The organism is Xanthomonas sp. SHU 166, assembly GCF_000364685.1.
Lineage (GTDB): Bacteria > Pseudomonadota > Gammaproteobacteria > Xanthomonadales > Xanthomonadaceae > Xanthomonas_A > Xanthomonas_A sontii.
This window is the reverse complement of the sequence record NZ_AQOJ01000522.1, coordinates 1-5,681: the sequence shown is the minus strand read 5'-3', so window position 1 is coordinate 5,681 and position 5,681 is coordinate 1. Positions and strand designations below refer to the sequence as shown.

7 protein-coding genes are annotated in these 5,681 nt (G+C 70.3%); 1 reads left to right on the top strand and 6 read right to left on the bottom strand.

The genetic code is table 11. The features are described from left to right. Window positions 1–29 precede the first annotated feature (29 nt). From thiD to D180_RS13265, 6 genes are all read right to left on the bottom strand, one after another. Complete coding sequence (gene thiD / locus D180_RS13290; RefSeq protein ID WP_017913172.1) at window positions 30–839, bottom strand: bifunctional hydroxymethylpyrimidine kinase/phosphomethylpyrimidine kinase; 810 nt, start codon at window positions 837–839, stop codon at window positions 30–32. Window positions 840–886: 47 nt separating this feature from the next. Next, window positions 887–1,555: a YoaK family protein gene (locus D180_RS13285; RefSeq protein WP_017913171.1), complete on the bottom strand. Its 669-nt coding sequence runs from the start codon at window positions 1,553–1,555 to the stop codon at window positions 887–889. An 84-nt stretch (window positions 1,556–1,639) separates the two neighbouring features. Then, window positions 1,640–2,089, bottom strand: coding sequence for a hypothetical protein (locus D180_RS13280; RefSeq protein ID WP_198526555.1), 450 nt, complete (start codon window positions 2,087–2,089; stop codon window positions 1,640–1,642). Between the two features lie 41 nt (window positions 2,090–2,130). Then, window positions 2,131–3,531: a PhoH family protein gene (locus D180_RS13275; RefSeq protein WP_026144466.1), complete on the bottom strand. Its 1,401-nt coding sequence runs from the start codon at window positions 3,529–3,531 to the stop codon at window positions 2,131–2,133. An 82-nt stretch (window positions 3,532–3,613) separates the two neighbouring features. Further along, window positions 3,614–4,093 (bottom strand): peroxiredoxin, encoded by a 480-nt coding sequence (locus D180_RS13270; RefSeq protein WP_017913169.1) that lies wholly within the window; start codon window positions 4,091–4,093, stop codon window positions 3,614–3,616. Window positions 4,094–4,158: 65 nt separating this feature from the next. Further along, a complete protein-coding gene (locus D180_RS13265; protein ID WP_087943489.1) occupies window positions 4,159–4,734 on the bottom strand; it encodes a glycine cleavage system protein R in 576 nt (191 codons plus the stop codon). Window positions 4,735–4,900: 166 nt separating this feature from the next. Here D180_RS13265 and dapA point away from each other — a divergent pair. Beyond that, window positions 4,901–5,681: 4-hydroxy-tetrahydrodipicolinate synthase (gene dapA, locus D180_RS13260; protein ID WP_017913168.1), on the top strand; the 781-nt coding region annotated here is incomplete at its 3' end.

Below are 5,681 nucleotides of genomic sequence, written 5' to 3'. Positions count from 1 at the left end.
GACCGCCGTCGCGGCGATGGGCGCTGCGCTCATGGGCCGCGCGCCGCGCCGAAGTGATCCAGCACCGCCACGTCGCTGCGGCCGGGCCGGTAGCTGCCGCGCAGGGCGCGCGCCACGTAGTCGATCGCCGCTTCGCAGGCGGCCGGCAAGGCCAGGCCCTGGCACAGCTGTGCGGCGATCGCCGCGGCCAGGGTGCAGCCGGTGCCGTGTGCGTCCAGCGCCAGTCGTGCGTGGCTGAACTCGCTGCGGCTGACGCCGTCGTCGTAGCGGTCGATCACCCGCTGGCCTTCCTGCAGATGACCGCCCTTGAGCAGCACCGCCTGTGCGCCGGCCTCGAGCAGCGCCGCGGTGGCGTGCTCGGCGTCGTCGGCGTTGTCGATCGGGCGGCCGAGCAGCAACTGCGCTTCCGGCACGTTCGGCGTCACCAGTGTCGCCAGCGGCAACAGGCGGCCGCGCAGCGCGTCCAGGGCGTCGTCCTGCAGCAGCTTGGCGCCGCTGGTGGCCACCATCACCGGGTCCAGCACCACCCACGGCGGGCGGTACTCCTCCAGCGCATCGGCGACCAGGTGGATCACCTCGGCGTTGGCGAGCATGCCGAGCTTGACCGCGGCGATGTCGAAGTCGGCGAAGCAGGCATCGATCTGCGCGCGCAGGAACGACAGCGGCGGCACATGTACCGCGGTGACGCCGCGGGTGTGCTGCGCGGTCAGCGCGGCGGCGGCCGCCAGCCCGTGCACGCGGTGCGCGGCAAAGGTCTTGAGATCGGCCTGGAGGCCGGCACCGCCGCCGGAATCGGTGCCGGCGATGCTCAGCGCGGAGACGACGGTGGGTTCGCTCATGCGCCGATTGTGCAGGGCTGGCGTCGCTGATGCACTCGGCCGCGCCTTCAGCGTTCGCGGCTGCGGTAGTGCGCCTGCAGCGCGTACAGCGTGCCGACCGTGCCGGTCAGCACGGCGGGGCCGAGCAGTGCGTCGAAGCCGACCTGCCGGTAGGCCCACGCGCCGAGCACGCCGCCGCACAGGAAGCCGCCGATGATCAGCAGGCTCAGGCGGATGCGCCGGCGCGGCAGCGGCAGACCGCGCAGCGCCTGGCCCAGGCCGATGCCCAGGTCGGTGAACATACCGGTGAGATGGGTGGTACGCACCACCGCGCCGCTGTAGACGGTGGTGGTGGCGTTCTGCAGGCCGCAGGCGATCGCGGCGAGGACCGCGCCGGCGAGTTGCTGCTGCTTGAACGCCTGCATCGCCGCCAGCAGCAGCAGCGCTTCCAGCGCCAGCGCCACGCCGTAGCGGCGGCCCAGGCGCAGGCGGCTGTCCTGCACGATGAAGCCGCCGAGCATCGATCCGCCGAGGAACGCCAGCACCACGCCGACCAGTTGCGCGATCGCGCGCGCGTCGCCGTCGGCCAGCGCCGCGCCGAGCAGGGTGGTGGTGCCGGTGAGGTGGGTGACCGCCTGATGCTCGAAGCCGAGATAGCCGACCACGTTGACCATGCCGGCGACGGCGGCCAGCGCCCCGGCGAAGGCCCAGGCCCAGCGTGGCAGTTCCAGGTTCATGCCGCGCGCGAAGCAGCCGCGGCGCGGCGGTCGCAGGATGCAGCCGCCCCAGCGTGCCGCCGTTGGCGCCTGCCCGCGGCCATCTCAGCGTGCGCCGTTGACCGCGACCTCGGAGAAGCGGGCGCTGGCCGGGTCGTAGACCGCGCCCCAGAAGCGGCTGCCGCCGCCGCAGACCTTGACCGCGTCGACCGTGGGGTCGCGCTCGCTGCCGTCGTCCGGTGCGAAGGCGTTGACGTAGATCGCCTGCTTGCCGCGGTACAGGATGCCGACGTACTGGCGATCGGACGCGGTGGGGTCGGCGATCTGCGGCTGCAGTTGCGCCAGGTGCGCCTCCAGTTGCGCGATCTGTTCCGGGGTCGGGATCCAGTAGCCGGTGACCGCGCCGTCCTGGCGCGCCGGGCTGTCGCGCGCGCAGGTGTCGAGCACCTGCGCGGCGGTGCTGTTGCGGGTGACGATCCACGACTGCCCGGCCTTGACCGCGGTCGGCACCGTGGCCGGCCCGCGCGAGGTGGCGCAGGCGCCGAGCAGCGCCATGGCCAGCGCCGCGCCCGCCAGGCGCGCACCGGCCGCCGCGTTCACAGCACCTCCGAGGCGTAGTCGGCCAGGCGCGAACGCTCGCCGCGGCGCAGGGTGATGTGCGCGCTGTGCGGCCAGGCCTTGAAGCGGTCCACCGCATAGGTCAGGCCGGAGGTGGTCTCGGTCAGGTAGGGCGTGTCGATCTGTTCGACGTTGCCCAGGCACACGATCTTGGTGCCGGGGCCGGCACGGGTGATCAGCGTCTTCATCTGCTTCGGGGTCAGGTTCTGCGCCTCGTCCAGGATCAGGTAGCGCGACAGGAAGGTGCGCCCGCGCATGAAGTTCATCGAGCGGATCTTGATGCGGCTGGCGAGCAGGTCGTTGGTGGCCTGGCGGCCCCAGGTGCCGCCCTCCTGGGTGTGGGTGAGCACTTCCAGGTTGTCGGTGAGCGCGCCCATCCATGGCGTCATCTTCTCTTCCTCGGTGCCGGGCAAAAAGCCGATGTCCTCGCCGACGCTGACCGTGGCGCGGGTCATGATGATCTCGCGGTAGCGCTGCTGGTCCATGGTCTGCGCCAAGCCCGCGGCCAGCGCCAGCAGGGTCTTGCCGGTGCCGGCGGTGCCGAGCAGAGTGACGAAGTCGATTTCCGGGTCCATCAGCGCGTTGAGCGCGAAGTTCTGCTCGCGGTTGCGCGCGGCGATGCCCCACACCGCGTGCTGGCCGCTGCGGAAGTCGTCGACCAGCGCCAGCGTCGCCTTGCGCTCGGCGTTGACCTTGACCACGCGCAGTTCCACTTCGTCCTCGCCCGGCAGGTACAGGTACTGGTTCGGATACCAGTCCTCATCGGCGGCCAGGGCGATCTCGTAGCAGGTGCGGCCCTTGTCGCTCCAGCTGCGCAGGTCCTGGTTGTGCTTTTGCCAGAAATCCTCCGGCAGTTCGATCGCGCCGGTGTAGAGCAGGCTGAAATCGTCGAGCGCGCGGTCGTTCTCGTAATCCTCGGCGACCAGGCCGCTGATCGCCGCCTTGATCCGCAGGTTGATGTCCTTGGACACCAGGATCACCGGGATTTCCGGCTGCTCCTCGCGCAGCGCCAGCACCGCGGCCAGGATCTTGTTGTCCGGGGCCACGCTGCCGAAGCTGCGCCCCGGCTCGACCGGGCGCACCTGGAAGTACAGCCGGCCGATGGCGCCGGTGCTCTTGAGCTGGATGCCCTGCGGATGGCTGAGCGGAATGCCGGATTCGATCTGCTCGGCGCCGGCGCCCTCGATCAGCTCGTTGAGGAAGCGGCTGACCTGGCGCGCGTTGCGGCTGACTTCGGACATGCCCTTCTTGGCATTGTCCAGTTCCTCGATCACCTGCATCGGCAGGAACACGTCGTGTTCCTCGAACTTGAACAGCGCGGTCGGATCGTGCATCAGCACGTTGGTATCCAGCACGTAGATGCGCTTGCCTCGGGTCATCATGGATTCCTGAAAGAGGAGCAGGGACGCGCCATCGCTGCCTGCGGGGCAGGGCGATGCGGGGTGCGGGAAACGGCGGTGATCACTGCTGGGCGGCGGCCTGCAGCGCGTCGAGCACGGCCTGGGCGTGGCCGGGAACCTTGACCTTGCGCCAGCTGCGGACCAGCTGGCCGGTCGGCGAGAGCAGGAAGGTGCTGCGCTCGATGCCCAGCACCTGGCGGCCGTACATGTTCTTTTCCTTGATCACGTCGAAGGCGCGGCACAGCGCCTCGTCGGCATCGCTGATCAGGGCGAAGCGGAAGCCCTGCTTGGCGCAGAAGTTGTCGTGCGACTTCACCGAGTCGCGCGACACGCCGAGCACAGTGGCGCCGGCCTGTTCGAACTGCGGCAGCAGTGCGTTGAACTCGATGCCCTCGGTGGTGCAGCCGGGCGTGCTGTCCTTCGGGTAGAAATACAGCACCAGCCAGCGGCCGGCGTAATCGCCGAGCGTGGCGCTGGCGCCGCCGGACAGCGCCAGCGGCAAGGCCAGCGTAGTGCGGTCCAGGGTGTCGCCGTCCTTCATGGGGTGTCCTCCGCGTGCATCGCCATCATCTGCGTTCGATTGCGTCGGTGTCCAGCGCGGCGCACTCAGAACTTCATCGGATCCATGATCGCGTCCAGGTTGAGGTGGTCGCAGAACTCGAGGAAGTCGTCGCGCAGCGCGGCGATGTGCATGTTCGCCGGCACGCCGATCGTCACCTGCGCCGAGAACATCTCCGCGCCGGTCTGCATGGCGCGGTAGCGCGTGCTCTGCAGGTTCTCGATGGTGATGCCCTGGCGGTCGAAGAAGTCGGCCAACTGGAACAGGATGCCGGGTTTGTCGGCGGCGATGACTTCGACGATGTACGGCAGCAGATTGGACTGCGCCTGCTTGGCGCCGGTGCGGTACCACACCAGCTTCATGCCTTCCTCGCGGTCGAGGCGGGTGAGCATGGCTTCGAGCTTGGCCACCGAATCCCACGAGCCGGTCGCCAGCGCGGTCACCGACACGTCGCGGCCGACCGTGGCCAGGCGCGCATCGACGAGATTGCAGCCGCTGTCGGCGATGCGACGCGTCACCGGCAACAAGGGCGACTCCGGATGCGTCGTGTAGGCGTTGATCAGGAGGTGGTTTTCGGTCGGCGCGGGCCGGGGCGTGGTGTCGGTCAAAGGGGCTTCCGGCATTGCGTAAGGCTGAACGGCATCCGGGCGGTCGCCCGGCATGGTGTGCAGCATACTTGCCCGCGCTTTCGGGCCGCAAGTAACATGCGGGGCGACCCTGCCCCGCGTGCGGGGCCGACCCGTCCGCGCAGCCTGCGCGGCCCTCTTCTCCCAGCGAGCACCCGGCATCTTGTCCCTCTCCGGCATCATCACCGCCCTGGCCACGCCCTTCCAGGGCAATGGCGACCTCGACCTCGACGCCTGGCAGCGGCTGCTCAAACGCCAGCTCGACGGCGGCGTGCAGGGGCTGGTGGTGGCGGGATCGACCGGCGAGGCGGCCACGCTGCTGGACGAGGAGTACGACCGGATCCTGCGCGAGGCGGTGCAGACGATCGGCGGGCGCGTACCGGTGCTGGCCGGGACCGGCCTGTCCGGCACCGCCAAGACCGTGGCGCTGACCCAGCGCGCCGCCGCCGGTGGCGCGCAGTACGCGCTGGTGGTGACGCCGCCGTACGTGCGCCCGACCCAGGCGGGGCTGATCGCGCATTACACCGCGGTCGCCGAGCAGGGCGGCCTGCCGGTGGTGCTGTACAACGTGCCCGGCCGCACCGGCTGCGACCTGCTGCCGGAGACCGTGGCGCAACTGGCGCAGCATCCGAACATCGTCGGCATCAAGGAAGCCGTGAGCGACCCGCAGCGTATCGCCGCGCTGGCGGCCCTGCGCAGCGACCACTTCGCGGTGTTCAGCGGCGACGACGGCAGCGCTGCGCAGGCGATGCTGGCCGGCTTCGACGGGCTGATCTCGGTGGCCTCCAATGCCTTGCCGCGCGCCTACCGGCGGCTGTGCGACCTGGCACGCGCGCGCCAGGCCGAACCCGCGCAGGCCTGGGACGCGCGGCTGCAGCCGTTCCATGCGTTCTGCGGCATCGAATCCAACCCGATCCCGGTCAAGGCGCTGTTGCAGCGCGCCG